Genomic DNA, 15,709 nt, shown 5'->3' with positions numbered 1-15,709 from the left:
CGCTTTTTGCGAGGGGATGACGCGCGCCCTGGCCCCCATTTCCATTCGGCGAGCCGCCCCTATTCCCGCGACTGTGTTCGCGGCGCACGGCCTGGCGCGCCTGAGAGAGACCATCAATGTCAAAAACCATGTTGATAGACGCGGCGCACGCGGAAGAAACGCGCGTCGCGATCGTGGACGGCCGCCAGGTTGAGGAATTCGATTTTGAATCCCGCGCCCGTCGCCAGCTTCGCGGGAACATCTATCTCGCCAAGGTCACCCGCGTAGAGCCCAGCCTGCAGGCCGCCTTCGTTGAATACGGCGGCAACCGTCACGGCTTCCTGGCCTTCAACGAAATCCACCCGGATTATTATCAGATCCCTGTCGCCGACCGCGAAGCCATCATGGCCGAGGCGCACGACGATGCGGACGAAGACGATCTGGGCCGTGAATCCGACGACGCCGATTCCGACGGCAAGCTGGCCGACGAGGAACGCCTGAAGCGTCGTCTGATGCGTCGCTACAAGATCCAGGACGTCATCAAGCGCCGCCAGATCCTGCTGGTGCAGGTCGTCAAGGACGAGCGCGGCGCCAAGGGCGCGGCCCTGACCACCTGGCTGTCGCTGGCCGGCCGCTACTGCGTGCTGATGCCGAACACCGGCAAGGGCGGCGGCATTTCGCGCAAGATCACCAACACCTCGGACCGTCGCCGCCTGAAGGCCGCCGCCGCCGCGCTGAAGGTGCCGCAGGGCATGGGCCTGATCATCCGCACGGCGGGCGCCAAGCGCACCCGGGCCGAAATCAAGCGCGACTATGAATATCTGCTGCGCCTGTGGGAGACGATCCGCGAACAGACCCTGCGCTCCAACGCGCCGGCGATGATCCACGAGGAAGAGAACCTGGTCCGCCGCGCCGTGCGCGACATGTACGACAAGGACTTCGACGGCATTCAGGTCGAGGGCGTCGAGGGCTTCAAGCAGGCCCGCGACTTCATGCGCGTGCTGATGCCGTCCCAGGCCAAGAAGATCCACCTCTATCAGGGCTCGCGCCCGCTGTTCGCGGCGAACGGCATCGAAGAGGTGCTGACCCAGATTCACCAGCCGGTCGTGCCGCTGAAGTCGGGCGGCTATCTGGTCATCAACCAGACCGAAGCTCTGGTCGCCATCGACGTGAACTCGGGCCGCGCCACCAAGGAGCGCAACGTCGAGGCCACCGCGACCAAGACCAACATGGAAGCCGCCGTCGAGGCCGCCCGCCAGCTGCGCCTGCGCGACCTGGCCGGTCTGATCGTCATCGACTTCATCGACATGGACGAGGGCAAGAACAACCGCGCGGTTGAGAAGGCCCTCAAGGACGCCCTGGCCAAAGATCGCGCCCGCATCCAGATGGGCCGCATCTCCGGCTTCGGCCTGATGGAGATCAGCCGTCAGCGTCGCCGCCTCGGCGTGATCGAGGGCGCGACCGAGGTCTGCGAATGCTGCCAGGGCGCGGGGCGCGTCCGCTCGGCCGAATCGGCGGCCCTGACCACCCTGCGCGCCGTCGACATCGAGGCTGGAAAGAACGGTGCGGGTTCGGTGAACCTGCGCGTCTCGACCGCCGTCGCGCTCTATATCCTGAACCACAAGCGCGATTATCTGCAGTTCCTGCTGGAGCAGCGCGGCCTGAACGTCATCATCCAGATCGACGACAGCCTGGCCCAGGGCGAGCACTCGATCGAGCGCACCGAGACGAACGAAGACTTCGTCGCCCCCGAAAGCCACATCGACCTGGCCGACCTGGACGACGGCTTCGACGACAACGCCCATGACGACGAGGATGAAGACGCCGAGGACGAAGACGACTTCGGCGACGACGAGGACGAAGCCGAACTCGACCGTGAGGACGAGGACGACGACGAGGCCCGCGCCCGCGCCGAACAGGATGACGACAGCCGGGGCGGCCGCCGCCGTCGCCGTCGCGGCGGGCGCCGTGACGAAGAGACCGAAGCCGCCGCTTCCGACGATGACGACGACAGCCGGGGCGGCCGCCGCCGCCGGGGTCGTCGCGGCGGGCGCCGGATGCGTGAGGAAGGCGAACGCGACGTCTACGCCTGGGTGCGCGGCCGCACGCCGTCGCTGCAGGACCCCTACGTCTGGTTCGACCCGATCAACCCGGTCGCGCCTCATCCCGAACGCAAGGATGAGCGCAAGCCCGAGGCCGCTGGCGAGGACGCGGCTCAAGACGTCGGTCTGGATCAGATCGCTGCTTCGGAAGAAGGCCGCAACGGCCGTTCGCGCCGTCGTCGCGGCCGCGGCCGGGGTCGCGGTCAGGGCGAACTGACCCACGAGACCAAGGTCGAGGACCGCGCCGCCAATGAAGGCCTGCCGCCCGTCGGCTCGACCGATACGCCGATCGCCGTGGTGATCGAAGGCGAAACGACCGAGGTGCCTGCCGCCGAAGCCGCTCCGACCGTCGAACAGGCCGAAGCGCCCAAGCGCCGCCGCGTGCGCCGCAAGGTCAGCACCGCCGCCGTGGAAGAAGCGACTGAGGCCGCCCCGGCTGAGGTCGAGGCCGAACAGCCGGCTCCTGCCGAGCTCGACGTGCCGCCCGCCGTGGCCGCCCGCGTCGAAAAGGCCATCGAGGAAGCACTCGAGGAGGCTCTGGGCGAAGCACCGGCCTCCGCCGAGACCGTTGTCGAGACCGCCGTCGAAGCCGTGATCGAAGACGCTGTCGTTCTGACCGAGCCGGTCCCTGCCCCGGCCGCCGAGGTCGACATCGCGGCCATCATCGCCGAGGATCCGAACCAGATCAGCGCCCCGCCCGCCAAGCCGAAACGCGGCTGGTGGCGCCGTTGATCGGACACGATTAGACTGGAAGCTGCGGGGGAGACTATCGCTCTGGAGTTCGTCATGACCAGGACGCCCCCCGCTGCAACCCGTTTCCGGCGCAATCTGGCCGCAGGCCTGAGCGCCCTCGCGGTGCTGGCCTCGGCCGCCGCCGCGCAGGCGCAGAGCCTGATCCGGGACACCGAGATCGAAGGCATCATCCATGAATGGTCCGAGCCCGTGCTCGACGCCATGGGCCTCGATCCCAAAGAAGTCGAGATCCTGCTGGTCAACGACAATGACCTGAACGCCTTCGCCACGCGCGGGCGGATCATGGGATTGAACACCGGCCTGATCCTGCGGACCAAGAACCCCAACCAGCTTCTGGGCGTGATCGCCCACGAGGCCGGGCACATCAAGAACCGCCACACCCTGCGCGACGGCGCCCAGAACGCCGGGATGCAGCCGATGATCATGACCATGGCGCTGGGCGCCCTGGCCGCGATCGCGGGCGCACCGGACGCGGGCGCGGCGCTGCTGGCCTCCAGCCAGTATTTCGGCACCCTGGGCGCCCTCCGCTATATGCAGAGCCAGGAAGGCGAGGCCGACATCACCGGCGCCCGCGCCCTGGAGCGCGCCGGGGAATCCGGGCGCGGCATGGTCGAGTTCTTCGAGAATTTCCGCGCACAGGAAATCTTTTCGGACCAGCGCCGCTATCCGTATTTCCGCAGCCACCCCCTGTCGTCGCAACGGATCGACGCCCTGCGTCGCCCGGTCGAGGCCGCCTCGAACTACGACAAGCGCGACAGCGATGAGCGGATGGCTCAGCACGCCCTGGTCGTGGCCAAGATCCGCGCCTTCATGGACGCGCCCAACGCCACCTTGCGCGACTATCCGTCCAGCGACGTCTCCCTGCCCGCCCGCTACGCCCGCACCATCGCCTGGTATCGCGACGGCCAGACGCAGAAGGCGCTGGACGCGGTCGACGTCCTGTTGGCCGAACAGCCCGAAAATCCCTATTTCTGGGAGCTGAAAGGCCAGATCCTGTTCGAGGAAGGCCGCCCGTCCGAAGCCCTTGAGGCGCACCAGAAGTCGGTGCAGCTGAAGCCCGACGCCCCCCTGCTTCGCATCAATCTGGCCCACGCCCTGATCGAGACCAGCGACCCGACCCAGCTGGCCGAGGCGGAGAACCAGCTGAAGCGCGCCCTGGCGCTGGAGCCGGACAACACCATGGGCTGGCGCCTGCTGTCCCAGGCCTACGCCAGTCAGAACAAGGAGGGCGAGGCGCGACTGGCCTCGGCCGAATACTGGTTCGCCCTGCGCCGCCCGGATCAGGCCGCCCAGTTCGCCATGCGCGCCCGCGACATGCTGGACCGCAGCTCCATCGAGTGGCGCCGCGCCACCGACATCGTGCTGGCCTCGGGCGCCACTGAAAAAGACATCACCGACGCCGAGCGCCGCAATGAACAGCGCAGCCGCTCCGGCGTCATCCCGCCCGGCGGCTGATCCATTCAGGCCGCCCCTCCCCCCTGTCGACCGACGAGTTCCTGATGACTGACGACGCTCCGGGCCAGACGCCCTCCCCCGCGAACAAAGGCCGGTTCGCCCTGTCAGGCCCGGTGCTGGGCGGGGTCGCCGTGGCTCTGTCGGCCATCGCCCTGGCCCTGTCGGCGGCGCCCTATGTCGGCGACAGCTTCGGCGGCAAGGTGCGCGACTATCTGATCCGCAACCCGCAGGTGCTGGACGAGGTTCTGGCCGCCCGCGAGGCGATGCAATCCCAGTCGCGCGTCCAGGCCATCAACGCCGCCGCCGCCGCCAACCCGGCCCTGCTGGCCGTCGATCCGCGCGACCCGGCCTTCGGCCCCGCGAACGCCAAGGTGACGGTGATCGAATTCTTCGACTTCCGTTGCCCCGGCTGCAAGGCGGTGGCCCCCGACTATCGCGCCCTGATGGCCGCCCATCCCGACGTGCGTTTCGTCTTCAAGGACTGGCCGATCCTGGACCGGGGCGAGGACGTGACCTCGCAATACGCCGCCCGCGCCGCCCTGGCCGCGCATCAGCAGGGCAGGTATCTGGCCGTCTATGACGCCCTGATGAGCGAGCGTTCGCTGGATCGCGCCGCCATCGACCGCATCCTGGCCGACAACGACGTCGACATGGCCAGCGCGACCGCCGCCATCTCCGCCCCCGAAATGACGCGCCACGTCACCGACATCCACGCCGCAGCGGCGGCTCTGGGCCTGCAGGGCACGCCGACCTTCTTCATCAACGGCGTCGCCAGCCCCGGCATCGACCCGCGCGAAGTCGGCGCCCTGATCGAAGCGGCCAAGAAGGGCTAGGTCGCCATTTTCCTCCCCCCTTCATGGGGAGGGGGACCGCGAAGCGGTGGAGGGGCTTTGCAACGGCGGAACCAAGCGGCCCCTCCGTCACGTCGCCTTCGGCTCCGCGCCACCTCCCCACGCAGTGAGGAGGAGAAATCCTAGATCAGCCCCGCCAGCGGCGATGATGGATCGGCGTAGAACCGCTTCTTCATACGCCCGGCCAGATAGGATTCGCGCCCGGCGATGACCGCGTGCTTCATGGCGCTGGCCATCAGCAGCGGATCGCGCGCCTCGGCGATGGCCGTGTTCATCAGCACCCCGTCGCAGCCCAGTTCCATGGCGATGGTCGCATCCGACGCCGTGCCGACGCCCGCATCGACCAGCACCGGCACCTTCGATTGCTCGACGATCAGGCGAATGTTGATCGGGTTCTGCACCCCCAGCCCCGAGCCGATCGGCGCGCCCAGCGGCATGATGGCCACGGCGCCCGCGTCCTCCAGCTTGCGCGCATAGACCGGGTCGTCGGTGCAATAGACCATGACCTCAAAGCCTTCGGCGGTCAGCAACTTCAGCGACCGCAGCGTCTCTTCCATGTCGGGGAACAGGGTCTTGGGGTCCGCCAGAACCTCCAGCTTCACCAGGGTCCAGCCGCCCGCCTCGCGCGCCAGGCGCAGGGTCCGCACGGCGTCTTCGCCGGTGAAGCAGCCCGCCGTATTCGGCAGATAGGTGTATTTCTTCGGATCGATGAAGTCCGTCAGCACCGGCTGGTTCGGATCGGTCAGGTTCACCCGGCGCACGGCCACGGTGACCATCTCGGCACCCGACGCCTCGGCCGCCGCCGCGTTCTGGGCGTAGTCGCGATACTTGCCGGTGCCCACGATCAGGCGCGAGTTGAAGGTGCGGCCGGCGACGGTCCAGCTATCGGTGCGGGGAGCGGTGTCAGTCATGTCTAGGGAAGTAGCGCCGCCCGTCGCCGGGGGGAAGCGGCGTTGCGGGAATTGATGAGTCGCCACACCCCTTCCCGCTCATCCCGGCGAACGCCGGGATCCAGTGAGAACCTCACGCGCAACCTTTGAAGGGCGAACCTGTCGCCAAAGGACTGGATCCCGGCGTTCGCCGGGATGAGCGGAGCTGTAGGGTCAGCCCCCGCCCACGAACTGCACCAGTTCGATCCTGTCGCCCTCTGCCAGCGCCGTCTCGCCATGCAGCGAGCGCGGCACGATCTCCAGATTGCGCTCGACCGCCACCTTCTTAGGGTCCAGCGACAACTCCTGAACCAGACCCAGAATGGTCGTGGCGGCGGTCTCCCGCGCCTCGCCGTTGACTTCGATACGCAAACTGTTCGCTCCAGGGCATGCAGGGTGGAGAGGCAAGGCCTCAGTCGGAGACGTTAGATAATGCGGGTTCCGGCGCGGGACATCAAACCCAAGTCCTAAGCCCGCTCTCGACCCTTTGGGGCCTATGGGACCAAGCCCGGCCGAGGGCGATCATGCATCTCAAGAGAAATGGCGGCGAAAAGCAAAGCCAACGAAATCATCATAGTCACATTTGCTGCGTTTGGCGCGACAATGTCTGCCGGAATTTCAGGCAGTGAAATGACGGCGTCAACAATCCGGATGAGCAGAAAAACAGCGTAGCCGCCTAGCATGATCGGCGGAGTGAGCGCGCTGAATAGCGCCATGCCCGACTGCATTCGCCCTCTGGCAAGGAACGCCAGCAAGCGTGTCGCGATTATAACCGCCGCGACTCCCGCGATGCTTATTACTGCTGCAGGCTCAAGCGTGCGCAAGAAAAACACCACGCTGATGTCGGGTGCCCAAAGCGCGAGTATGCCCCACGTAGCAACACCGAACGCAAATCCACCAACGGCGAGTACAACTTTCATGCTAACCGCTCCGGTCCCGCGACAACCATGGGGATCTTGACCCGCATTAGGTCCGCTCACCACTCTTAGCGGACTTCCACAAGGCCCGCTCCCAGTCGCCAACCTCCCCTTACGTCACCCTTTTCACCCGCCCGCTTTGCGCCGCGCGCCACCTGGGCTACAACGCGCGCTCGATTCCGCGCGGCGGCGCGCCTGTTTTGCGAGCGAATGCCCGAAACTCTCACCCTGTATGTCCTGAATGGGCCGAACCTGAACCTGCTGGGGGTTCGGGAGCCGGAGATCTATGGCCGCGAGACGCTGGCCGACGTTCAGGCCATGTGCGAGGCGGCGGCTGACGGCGCCCGCGTCGTCTTCCATCAGTCGAATCATGAAGGCCAGTTGGTCGACTGGATTCAGGAGGCCAGGACTGAGGCTGACGCCCTGGTCATCAATCCCGCCGCCTTCACCCACACCTCGGTGGCCCTGCTGGACGCGCTGAAGACGCTGAGCATCCCCGTGGTCGAGTGCCACCTGTCGAACCCCGCCGCGCGCGAGGCGTTTCGGCATCACTCCTATGTGTCCCTGGCCGCGACCGGCGTGATCGCCGGCTTCGGTCCCCGCAGCTATGAATTGGCCGTCCGGGCCGCTCTGGACCTGGCGCGCCGCGCCGGGGCCAAGGGCTGACCGCCGCGCGCCGTCTGAAGATCAAGTAGAAGAGACCCCTATGTCCGACGACAAGAACAAGCACATCGACGCCGAACTGGTCCGCAGCCTGGCCGACATCCTGAACGACACCGATCTGACCGAGATCGAGGTCGAGCGCGGCGATCTGAAGATCAAGGTCAAGCGCGAAGTCACCGTCGCCGCCGCGCCGATCCAGTACGCCGCCGCCCCGGCCCCGGTCGCCCACGCGGCTCCGGCCGCCGCCCCGGTCTCAATGCCGTCGGACCCGGCGACCATCGTCGCCCGCTCGGGCGAAGAGGTGAAGTCGCCGATGGTCGGCACCGCCTATCTGCAGCCCGCGCCGGGTTCGGACCCCTTCATCAAGACCGGCGACAAGGTCAAGAAGGGCCAGACTCTGCTGATCGTCGAAGCCATGAAGACGATGAACCCGATCCAGGCGCCGCGCGACGGCGTCGTGGCTGAAATCCTGGTGGGCGACGCCCAGCCGGTCGAGTTCGGCGAAGCCCTGGTCGTTCTGGAAGCCTGAGCCCCATGTTCACCAAGGTCCTGATCGCCAACCGGGGCGAGATCGCGCTGCGCATCCACCGCGCATGCAAGGAGATGGGAATCTCCACCGTCGCCGTTCACTCCGAAGCCGACCGCGGCGCCATGTGGGTGCGTCTGGCCGATGAGAGCGTCTGCATCGGCCCGGCGCCGGCGGCCAAGTCCTATCTGAACATCCCCTCGATCATCGCGGCGGCGGAAATCACCGGCGCCCAGGCGATCCACCCTGGCTACGGCTTCCTGGCCGAAAACGCCCGCTTCGCCGAGATCATTGAAGCCCACGGCATGACCTTCATCGGTCCCAAGCCGGACCACATCCGCATCATGGGCGACAAGATCACGGCCAAACAGGCGGTGAAGGAGGCGGGGATTCCCGTCGTTCCCGGCTCTGACGGCGAGGTCGAGACGGTCGAACAGGCCATCGAGGCGTCCAAGGCCATCGGCTTCCCGCTGATCGTCAAGGCGGCCGCCGGCGGCGGCGGTCGCGGCATGAAGGTGGCCCAGACGGCTGACGATCTGGTCGAGGCCGTGCAGACGGCTCAGGCCGAGGCCCTGGCCGCCTTCGGCAACGGCGCCGTCTATATGGAGCGCTATCTCCAGAAGCCGCGCCACATCGAGATCCAGGTCATCGCCGACAGCCACGGCAACGTCGTCCACCTGGGCGAACGCGACTGCTCGCTGCAACGCCGTCACCAGAAAGTGCTGGAAGAAGCCCCCTCGCCCGCCCTGTCGGCCGAGGGCCGGATCAAGATCGGCGAGACAGTCAACAAGGCCATCGCCGCCATCGGCTATCTGGGCGCCGGGACCATTGAGTTCCTGTGGGAGGACGGCGAGTTCTTCTTCATCGAGATGAACACCCGCCTGCAGGTCGAACACCCGGTCACCGAAATGATCACCGGCGTCGATCTGGTGCGCGAACAGATCCGCATCGCTGCGGGCCTGCCGCTGTCGTTCACGCAGGAAGACATCACCTTCGAAGGCCACGCCATCGAGGTGCGGATCAACGCCGAAAACCCGGACACCTTCACCCCGTCGCCGGGCACGATCACCGAGTTCCACGCGCCGGGCGGTCTGGGCGTGCGTCTGGATAGCGCGATCTTCGCCGGCTATTCGATCCCCCCCTATTACGACAGCCTGATCGGCAAGCTGATCGTGCACGGTCGCGACCGTGAGGAAGCGCTGGCGCGTCTCAAGCGCAGTCTGGGCGAGACGGTCATCAGCGGCGTCGACACCACCATCCCCCTGTTCCAGAAGCTGTTGCAGGAGCCGGACATCCTGTCGGGCGACTATGACATCCACTGGCTGGAGAAGTGGGCGGCGGCGCAGAAGGCCAAGGCCTAAAGGCCCGCCTTGCCCAAGGCTCCCGACGAGCCCGGTTTCAGCGCGAGCGGCCCCTCTGACGTCTTCGGACCGGAGGCGCTGCTCGCCTGCTACGCGCGGGGCGTCTTCCCGATGGCCGAGGCGCACGACGATCCGCGCGTCTTTCTGGTCGAGCCGGACCAGCGCGGCCTGATACCGCTGGATCGTTTCCACATTCCCTCACGCCTGCGCCGCACCGTGCGGGGCGAGCCGTTCGACGTGCGGGTGAACACCGCCTTCGCCGCCGTTCTGGACGCCTGCGCGGCCTCCGCGCCGGGGCGTGAGGACACCTGGATCAACGCCCCGATCCGCCGGCTCTATGTCGAATTGCATCAGCGCGGGCACGCCCACAGCATCGAATGCTGGCGGGACGAGACGCTGGTGGGCGGGCTTTACGGAGTGACGCTGGGCGGCGCCTTCTTCGGCGAGAGCATGTTCAGCCGGGCGACGGATGCGTCAAAGGTCGCGCTGGTCCATCTGGTCGCGCGACTGAAAAAGGGCGGCTGGCGATTGCTCGACGCGCAGTTCCTGACCGAACACCTCAGCCAGTTCGGCGCCGTCGAGACGCCGCAGGAAGCTTACTTACGGATGCTGCCCTGGGCCTTGCAGGCGACGCCCGACATCGACGCCTTCACGGCGTCCCTAAGCGGGGCCGAGGCCGTATCTTACGCCTTACAGCCGACCACCCAGGCGTCGTAGACCGGGTGCTGCAGCCCGCTGACGCTGGGCGATGAAGCGAACATCCAGCCCTTGAAGACCTGACGCGCCTCGGTCGGCGCCGCCAGACCGCGCGGCTGAACCCCGACCTCCATATAGGCGATGGCGTCCTCGGTCATTTCGTCGGAGGCCGAGACCTCGCAGGCGCGGGCCTTGAACAGAAGGGTCCTGCCGAACCGCACCGGACGGCCGCCCACCTCGACCTCGAATCGCATGGTTTCAGCCGTGGTCTTGTCCACCGCCTGAATAACGGCGATGCGGCGGCGCTGGCGCACCCCCGGAGGTGAAGCCGGTTCGGTAGGCGCAGGCGCGACTTCTTCAGACGGAATTTCTTCGGGCAATTCTTCCTGAACCGCGACTTCCTGCCCCTGCGCTACAAGGATAGGCGTGGAAGGCGCAGCAGCGGGGGCCGTCGGCATGACGATGGCCGGGCTGTTCGGCTGGGCCTGCGGCTGCTGCGCCGGACCCTGCGGATTCTGCAGCGGCGTGCGGCTGGTGTCGCGTAGCATGTCGCCGATCGGATCGGCAGGCGCAGGCGTTGCGTCCTGCGGCAGATCCATCAGGACGCTGGTCAAACCGGCGCCGGATATCGCCAGTCCCGCGACGACCACCCCGGCCAGCAGGACATGGCGAAGGGTCATTCCGGGCTCCAGGCCTGATAGTCGCCGGTGGCGGCCGGGCGTTGGCCCAGGGCGGCCAGCGAACCCTGCGGACGGCGCGCCATCGGCGTGCCGGTCAGGTTCGGCAGATGATCCTTTTCCCACGCCTGACGCGGCAGCGGGCGCTCGGCCGGCGTCTCGTCATAGGTGTAGCGCAACCAGCCCTGCCATTCCGGCGGCACCTTGGTCGCCTCGGCATAGCCGTCATAGATGACCCAGCGGCGCTTGCGGCCGTCATAGCTGACGGTATCGCGGGATTCGTAATAGCGGTTGCCGAACTCGTCCGTGCCGACCTGCTGGCCGCGTTTGCCAACGGTGAACAGGGTGCCGATCGTGGCGCCGTTCCACCAGGTGAAGATCTTGCTCAGCACGTCGTCGAACTCACTCGAATCCACCGCCCCGGGGAGGTCCGGCGGCGCAGCCCGATCATAGAAACCGCGACGCCCTACGTCCAGCGCGGAGCGCAAGGGAAAAGCCTCAACATCTTGTGGGCAACACCCCTTCCAGCCGCAACATCTATTGAATGGCGTCAACAGGCCCCGTTAAGCTGCATCCAGGACACGGTCTGGCCCTCCAGTCTGGCCTCAAGCGTGGGAGACCCCGATGCGCTTCAAGCCCCTGTTTGCTCCGCTGGCCGCCGCCATAGCCATGGAGCCGCGCGAGATCGAGCGCACCGATGCGATCGACATGACGCTGGCGCCCGTCGCATGGCCCGACGCACAGGTCGAGGCGTGGCTGGACTGGGCTGACGCCTCCGCCGCCGTCCGCCCCGATCTGCCGCTGAACGGCGCCGTTCAGGACTGGGCCGCGCGCCTCGCCGCCGCAGGGCATGAGGGCGGCGCCTTCGCCGACGCCGCCGAAGCCGACCGATTCGAAAATGAACTGACATCCGCCGTCCTGCTGGGGCTGGCCGCTATCGGCGCTGCGGGCGGCCACAGCATCGCCCCCCTTCGTCTGGATCTGTCCGAGCCCGAGGCCGGGCGCCGTCTGGCCCAGCAGGCCGCCGCATGGCGCCGCGATCGGCTGGCTGGTCAGGCCGCCGAGGCGCTGGCTCAATCGCTGGCCAACGTCGCCGCCGCCGTGGCGCGGTGCGAGGGCGATGCGGCGGCTTGCGCCAACCCTGCGTCCAACCCGGCCCTGACCCGCGCCGCCCATGTCGCGCGACAGTGCGGCGCCGCCGACGCCGACATCCTGCGCGCCATCAGAGGCGAGCCCCTCTCGGCGGCCGCCGCGCCCTTGGCCGACGCCCCGCAGGCGCCGCTGATCGTGCTGGCCCAGCCCGACACGGTCGCCGCAGGAGGGCCGCTGACGCTGGCCGTGGCCGAGGCGGCGCTGGAAGGCCCTGTCGCCGCCGTTTTCACGCCCGCTGACGCAGACGCCGCCGCCGATGCGGCTCTGGCCCCCCGCGCAGCGATCAACCTGCCCGCTCTGGCCGCCCTCTTCGGAGACGGCTTCGAGGAGGCGCTAGCCGCCCTGACCACATTGCTGGTCACGACGCTGGACCTGACGCTGGACGCGCACGACCGCCGCTCCGCCGCGCGCCCCATCACCATCGGTCTGGGCGGTCTGGCCGACTGGGCCGTGGCGCAGGACGCCGCCGCGCCCTCCCTTCCCACCGCCGCCGTGGCCGCACAGGTCGCGCGCTGCGCCAACGCCGCCTCGGCCGATCTGGCCGCACGCCTTGGCCCCTGCGTCGAGTGGGAGACGGTGAAGGACGAAACCCTGGCCGCCCTGACCGAACGCGGCGAGTCGGTTAAGGCCCTGCGCGCCCACGGCCGTCGTCACGCGACGATCAGCCTGTTCGCCGACGACGCTGAACTGGCCCTGCGCCTCAGCGTCTCGCCCTTCGCCGCGACCGAGGGCTGGCAAACGGCGGACGGCGAGGTCGAGCGCCGCCTGCGCCCGGCGCTGGCCGTCGCCCTGACCCGCGCGGGCGCCGACGTTGAAGCCGCCGAGCGCCATCTGTTCGGCCGCCGCACCCTGGCCGAGGCGCCAGGCGTTAGCCACGCCCGCCTGCGCGAACTGGGCTTCACCGATCTGGAGTTGGAGGGGATCGAGCGCGCCCTGGCCTCGGTCGAGGATTTCGCCGCCGCCTTCGCCCCGCCCGTGCTGGACGAGGGTTTCATCGGCGACGTGCTGGGCCTGACCTTGGCGCCGGGCGAGGCCCTGCTGCCGCGTTTGGGCTTTGACGAGACGGCGATCCGGGCTGCGACCGACTACGTCTTCGGCCGCCCCGACCTGTCCGACTGGGATGCCGCGCCCGAACCCCTGCGACCCCTGTTGTCGCAATCCGGCAAAGCTCTGGAAGCCGACCTGCGCCGCGCCGTCGAGCCGTTCAGCGACGCGCCCGACCTGCGCCCCATCACGCTGGACTGGCGGGCCGACCGGCTGGATCTGGCCCGCGCCCTGTCCGAGGCGGCGCTGGACGGCCGCCGCGCCGTCGCCCTGCGCCGAGCCTCGGCCCCTGCCGATTTCCGCCTGCGCCTGCCCGAGGTGGAGACTCCGCGCCGCGCCGAGTCTGCGCCCGTCCTTGAGTCCGCCCCCCGGACCGTCGAGCGCGTGGTCGAAAAGGTGATCGAGCGCGACCGCACCCGCCGCCGCCTGCCCGACCGCCGCAAGGGCTATATCCAGAAAGCCTCGGTCGGCGGCCATAAGGTCTATATACACACCGGCGAATACGAAGACGGCGAACTGGGCGAGATCTTCATCGATATGCACAAGGAAGGCGCCGCCTTCCGCTCGATGATGAACAACTTCGCCATCGCCATCTCCATCGGCCTGCAATACGGCGTGCCGCTGGACGAGTTCGTCGACGCCTTCGTCTTCACCCGGTTCGAGCCGTCGGGGCGGGTTACGGGGAACGACTCCATCCGCTCGGCGACCTCCATCCTCGACTATGTGTTCCGCGAGCTGGGCGTCTCCTATCTGGACCGGCGCGAACTGGCGCAGGTCACGCCAGAGGCCGCCAATCTGGACGGCATGGACGGCGCCCCGACCGACGCGCCCCAGCCCGTGCCCGCCGCCCGCTTCATCTCCAAGGGCTTCGCCCGAGGCGCGGCGCCTGACAATCTGATTGTCGCCCCCTTCGGCCGAAAGGAAGCGTCGCCGCGCACCACCCCGCCCGTACAGGCCGGTCCCTGTCCCGAGTGCGGCGACCTGATGCTGACGGATCGGAACGGGACGCCCGTCTGCGGCGCCTGCGGCGCGACGCCCAGGGTTCAGGGCTGAATCGGGACAGGCTGTCCCGAAACGGCGGCCCGCTTCTTGCTGCAACAGGCGCAAAGTCTGGAGCCATTCGCATGATCCGTCCCGCCATCGCCCTTCTCGCCGCCGTCGGCCTGACGCTGACGGCCCTGCCCGCCTCGGCGCAGAACGCCTCGCAGATCGCCCAGGTGCGTCGCGGCGCCTCCTGCCCCGGCTGCAACCTGTTTCAGGGCGACTTCTCGGGCATGGAGCGCACCGGCCTGAACCTGTCGGGCGCCCGCATCCGTCAGGCGGACATCAGCCTGTCGGTGATGAACCGCACCAACTTCAGCCGCACGGACATGCGCGACGTCGAGGCCTATGGCGCGGTCCTGTCCAGCTCGAACTTCAGCGGTGCGGACCTGACCAACGCCAGCTTCGTCGGGACCTATCTGGAAGGCGCGACCTTCACCGGGGCCAAGCTGAACGGGACCAATCTGTCGGGCGCCGAAATGTCGCGCGCGCGCGGCCTGAGCCAGTCGCAGCTGAATCAGGCCTGCGGCGACCAGAACACGGTTCTGCCGTCGGGTCTTCGCATTCCTGCCTGTTGAGCGACGCCATCGTTACCTCGATTTAAGTAGGGTTTTTACCGACCCTGGCGCATTCAGGAGGGGTGATGAAACGTTCGATTTCGCCCCTGCGCCATCTGGCCCTCGCCGCTTCAGCCCTTGCGGGACTGATGACGGCCGCCCCTGCCCTGGCCCACACGGCGGACATGATTTCGATCCAGGATCGCGACGTGGCGCGCATGGTGTCGCTGGGCGGAAGCTGCACCCGCTGTGAACTGTCCGGGCGCGACCTGTCAGGGGCAACCCTGACCGGCGCCAACTTCACCTACGCCACCCTGGTCGGCGCCAATCTGCGCGGGGCCGAGCTGTTGGGCTCGAACTTCACCGGGGCGGACTTCAGCCGGGCCGACATGCGCGGGGTCGAGATGGTCGGATCGGTCTTCACCAACGCCAATCTGACCGGCGCCCAGCTGATGGGCGCCGAGGCGACCGGCTCGGTCCTGATGCGGGCCAATCTGACCAACGCCAACCTGACCGGCGCCGAGCTTCAGGGCGTCAACATGAGCTATGCGGTCCTGACCCGCGCGCGGCTGAGGGACAGCGAAATCTTCGGCGCCAATCTGAGCTATATCAACGCCAGCGGGGCCGACTTCTCGAACGCCGACATCAAGTCGTCGAACCTGACCAACGGCAATTACGACAACGCCTCTTTCCGCGACGCCGATCTGACCAGCGCGCGCCTGTCGGGCAGCAGCTTCAACCGCACCGATTTCCGCGACGCCGATCTGCGCCGTACCGACATTCGCGGCGCGGACCTGTCCCGAGCACGCGGCCTGACCGCGGATCAGGTCGAAGAGGCCTGCGGCGACGCCTCGACCCGACTGCCCAACGGCCTGACGGCCCGCAGTTGCCGCATCGGCAGCGTCCGCGTCATCCGCACCCCGCCTGCGCCGCCCGTCCCTCCGGCGCCGCCCGTTCCCCCGCGGCAGCGCAATCTGGTCATCTCGTCGGGCAACTGACGCCCGGA

Annotated in this window: 15 protein-coding genes; 10 read left to right on the top strand and 5 right to left on the bottom strand. The window is 68.0% G+C overall.

What is annotated here, in order from left to right:
• The first annotated feature begins 116 nt into the window (after nt 1-116).
• Genes ACORJG_RS04895 through ACORJG_RS04885 form a run of 3 tightly spaced genes read left to right on the top strand, consistent with a single transcriptional unit; the run spans nt 117 to nt 5,122 of the window.
• A complete protein-coding gene (locus tag ACORJG_RS04895; RefSeq protein WP_427792073.1) occupies nt 117-2,813 on the top strand; it encodes an Rne/Rng family ribonuclease in 2,697 nt (898 codons plus the stop codon).
• A 54-nt stretch (nt 2,814-2,867) separates the two neighbouring features.
• On the top strand, nt 2,868-4,289 hold the full coding sequence (locus ACORJG_RS04890) for a M48 family metalloprotease (RefSeq protein ID WP_427792072.1): 1,422 nt from the start codon (nt 2,868-2,870) through the stop codon (nt 4,287-4,289).
• A 44-nt stretch (nt 4,290-4,333) separates the two neighbouring features.
• Nucleotides 4,334-5,122, top strand: a complete 789-nt coding sequence (locus ACORJG_RS04885) for a thioredoxin domain-containing protein (protein WP_427792070.1) — start codon at nt 4,334-4,336, stop codon at nt 5,120-5,122.
• Between the two features lie 140 nt (nt 5,123-5,262).
• Here ACORJG_RS04885 and ACORJG_RS04880 read toward each other — a convergent pair whose 3' ends face one another.
• From ACORJG_RS04880 to ACORJG_RS04870, 3 genes are all read right to left on the bottom strand, one after another.
• A complete protein-coding gene (locus ACORJG_RS04880) occupies nt 5,263-6,051 on the bottom strand; it encodes a thiazole synthase (RefSeq protein ID WP_024352990.1) in 789 nt (262 codons plus the stop codon).
• A gap of 192 nt (nt 6,052-6,243) precedes the next feature.
• Nucleotides 6,244-6,441, bottom strand: coding sequence for a sulfur carrier protein ThiS (gene thiS, locus ACORJG_RS04875; RefSeq protein ID WP_427792069.1), 198 nt, complete (start codon nt 6,439-6,441; stop codon nt 6,244-6,246).
• A gap of 122 nt (nt 6,442-6,563) precedes the next feature.
• Complete coding sequence (locus ACORJG_RS04870; RefSeq protein ID WP_427792068.1) at nt 6,564-6,989, bottom strand: hypothetical protein; 426 nt, start codon at nt 6,987-6,989, stop codon at nt 6,564-6,566.
• Between the two features lie 207 nt (nt 6,990-7,196).
• Between ACORJG_RS04870 and aroQ the strand changes: the two genes are divergently transcribed.
• From aroQ to aat, 4 genes are read left to right on the top strand one after another with little or no spacing between them, the layout of a single operon-like run.
• Nucleotides 7,197-7,652, top strand: coding sequence for a type II 3-dehydroquinate dehydratase (aroQ, locus tag ACORJG_RS04865; RefSeq protein ID WP_427792067.1), 456 nt, complete (start codon nt 7,197-7,199; stop codon nt 7,650-7,652).
• A 40-nt stretch (nt 7,653-7,692) separates the two neighbouring features.
• On the top strand, nt 7,693-8,178 hold the full coding sequence (gene accB / locus ACORJG_RS04860) for an acetyl-CoA carboxylase biotin carboxyl carrier protein (RefSeq protein ID WP_427792065.1): 486 nt from the start codon (nt 7,693-7,695) through the stop codon (nt 8,176-8,178).
• A 5-nt stretch (nt 8,179-8,183) separates the two neighbouring features.
• Complete coding sequence (gene accC / locus ACORJG_RS04855; protein ID WP_427792063.1) at nt 8,184-9,536, top strand: acetyl-CoA carboxylase biotin carboxylase subunit; 1,353 nt, start codon at nt 8,184-8,186, stop codon at nt 9,534-9,536.
• Nucleotides 9,537-9,545: 9 nt separating this feature from the next.
• A complete protein-coding gene (gene aat, locus ACORJG_RS04850) occupies nt 9,546-10,253 on the top strand; it encodes a leucyl/phenylalanyl-tRNA--protein transferase (RefSeq protein ID WP_427792061.1) in 708 nt (235 codons plus the stop codon).
• Here the strand turns inward: aat and ACORJG_RS04845 are convergent.
• Nucleotides 10,220-10,912: a DUF2155 domain-containing protein gene (locus ACORJG_RS04845; RefSeq protein WP_427792060.1), complete on the bottom strand. Its 693-nt coding sequence runs from the start codon at nt 10,910-10,912 to the stop codon at nt 10,220-10,222. The genes aat and ACORJG_RS04845 overlap by 34 nt on opposite strands.
• On the bottom strand, nt 10,909-11,301 hold the full coding sequence (locus ACORJG_RS04840) for an NADH:ubiquinone oxidoreductase subunit NDUFA12 (protein ID WP_303718210.1): 393 nt from the start codon (nt 11,299-11,301) through the stop codon (nt 10,909-10,911). The genes ACORJG_RS04845 and ACORJG_RS04840 overlap by 4 nt, the downstream gene beginning before the upstream one ends.
• Nucleotides 11,302-11,533: 232 nt before the next feature.
• Between ACORJG_RS04840 and ACORJG_RS04835 the strand changes: the two genes are divergently transcribed.
• From ACORJG_RS04835 to ACORJG_RS04825, 3 genes are all read left to right on the top strand, one after another.
• Complete coding sequence (locus ACORJG_RS04835; protein ID WP_427792058.1) at nt 11,534-14,158, top strand: TSCPD domain-containing protein; 2,625 nt, start codon at nt 11,534-11,536, stop codon at nt 14,156-14,158.
• 71 nt (nt 14,159-14,229) lie between these two features.
• Nucleotides 14,230-14,724 carry a pentapeptide repeat-containing protein gene (locus ACORJG_RS04830; protein ID WP_427792056.1) on the top strand — a complete coding sequence of 165 codons (495 nt, stop codon included), beginning with the start codon at nt 14,230-14,232 and terminating at the stop codon, nt 14,722-14,724.
• 65 nt (nt 14,725-14,789) lie between these two features.
• A complete protein-coding gene (locus tag ACORJG_RS04825) occupies nt 14,790-15,701 on the top strand; it encodes a pentapeptide repeat-containing protein (protein ID WP_427792055.1) in 912 nt (303 codons plus the stop codon).
• Nucleotides 15,702-15,709 lie beyond the last annotated feature (8 nt).

The sequence above is a fragment of the Brevundimonas diminuta genome, from assembly GCF_050310045.1.
GTDB classification, from domain to species: Bacteria; Pseudomonadota; Alphaproteobacteria; order Caulobacterales; family Caulobacteraceae; genus Brevundimonas; species Brevundimonas diminuta_F.
This window is presented reverse-complemented; position numbering and strand designations above follow the sequence as displayed.

Coding starts and splice junctions, on each gene's coding strand:
- ACORJG_RS04895 (WP_427792073.1), top strand. CDS start 117: ATGTCAAAAACCATGTTGATAGACGCGGCGCACGCGGAAGAAACGCGC.
- accC (WP_427792063.1), top strand. CDS start 8,184: ATGTTCACCAAGGTCCTGATCGCCAACCGGGGCGAGATCGCGCTGCGC.
- ACORJG_RS04885 (WP_427792070.1), top strand. CDS start 4,334: ATGACTGACGACGCTCCGGGCCAGACGCCCTCCCCCGCGAACAAAGGC.
- ACORJG_RS04880 (WP_024352990.1), bottom strand. CDS start 6,051: ATGACTGACACCGCTCCCCGCACCGATAGCTGGACCGTCGCCGGCCGC.
- ACORJG_RS04845 (WP_427792060.1), bottom strand. CDS start 10,912: ATGACCCTTCGCCATGTCCTGCTGGCCGGGGTGGTCGTCGCGGGACTG.
- aroQ (WP_427792067.1), top strand. CDS start 7,197: ATGCCCGAAACTCTCACCCTGTATGTCCTGAATGGGCCGAACCTGAAC.
- ACORJG_RS04870 (WP_427792068.1), bottom strand. CDS start 6,989: ATGAAAGTTGTACTCGCCGTTGGTGGATTTGCGTTCGGTGTTGCTACG.
- accB (WP_427792065.1), top strand. CDS start 7,693: ATGTCCGACGACAAGAACAAGCACATCGACGCCGAACTGGTCCGCAGC.
- ACORJG_RS04830 (WP_427792056.1), top strand. CDS start 14,230: ATGATCCGTCCCGCCATCGCCCTTCTCGCCGCCGTCGGCCTGACGCTG.
- ACORJG_RS04890 (WP_427792072.1), top strand. CDS start 2,868: ATGACCAGGACGCCCCCCGCTGCAACCCGTTTCCGGCGCAATCTGGCC.
- ACORJG_RS04825 (WP_427792055.1), top strand. CDS start 14,790: ATGAAACGTTCGATTTCGCCCCTGCGCCATCTGGCCCTCGCCGCTTCA.
- ACORJG_RS04835 (WP_427792058.1), top strand. CDS start 11,534: ATGCGCTTCAAGCCCCTGTTTGCTCCGCTGGCCGCCGCCATAGCCATG.